General features: G+C 48.3%; 1 protein-coding gene. It reads left to right on the plus strand.

Annotated features, from left to right (window positions below; all coding sequences use genetic code 11):
* Positions 1-350: 350 nt before the first annotated feature.
* A partial coding sequence (locus tag HMPREF3190_RS04600; protein ID WP_066780842.1) for an NAD(P)H-dependent oxidoreductase occupies positions 351-935 on the plus strand: 585 nt, incomplete at its 3' end.

Raw genomic sequence — 935 nt, forward strand, 5'->3', positions numbered from 1 at the left:
GTTAATAGCGCCTTTCGAGCCATAGTAACCGATGATGTCGCCTGATGGATCGTAGTCGCCTGTACCCCAGCAGGTAGGAATTCAGTAGCGTAGCGGCATGCGTTTTTAAGCGATTCGCTGGAACATTCGCAATAAGCGGTGTACGTTCCTGTAGTGTTCGTGCGAAGTGTTCGGAATGAAGTCGTGCGCGTTCCTGAAACGTTCTTATAAAAGAGTATCGTGCTTACGCGTGATGCTCTTTTTATTTTGCTGTGCTATAATATTTTGCACAATTTAATAAGCAGGCGATGGTTCGTACATGAATCATCCCTTAGGATACAATGGATACCAACGACAAGAAAGGATTTGCGATGGATTTGAAAGAACACGCACGTGAACAGGCGCTTAAAGCAATGAATTTCCGTTACGCTGCGCGCGAATATGACGGTACAAAAAAAGTAGACTCGAACGATTTGCATACTGTTTTGGAAGCAGGGCGCTTGTCGCCTTCGTCGTTTGGCTTTGAGCCGTGGAAGTTTTTGGTGCTTGATGTTACTGATGGCGCATCTGACAAGGCAAAACAGCTTAAAGAGCAGCTGGCGCCTTATTTGTGGGGCGCGAAAGGTGTGCTTGCTAATGGCAGCTATCTGATTATTCTCCTGGGCCGCAAAAACGTGCGCTACGACTCGGCGTATATCGAGCACATGATGCGCGATATTCAGCAACTACCTGCAGAAATTGCCGAATCGCGCAGGAGCGCCTTGGAGAATTTCCAGAAGAACGATTGCCACACGGCCGATAATCCCGAAGCGCTGTTCGATTGGTCGGCACGTCAGTGCTATATCGCGCTGGCGAATATGATGACAACGGCTGCTTTTCTGCGTTTATCGACTTTGCCTGTTGAGGGCTATGACCAGGGAAATGTTGCGCGTGTGTTAGCGGATGGTGGCTATTTA

The sequence above is a fragment of the Umbribacter vaginalis genome, from assembly GCA_001552935.1.
GTDB lineage: Bacteria > Actinomycetota > Coriobacteriia > Coriobacteriales > Eggerthellaceae > Berryella > Berryella vaginalis.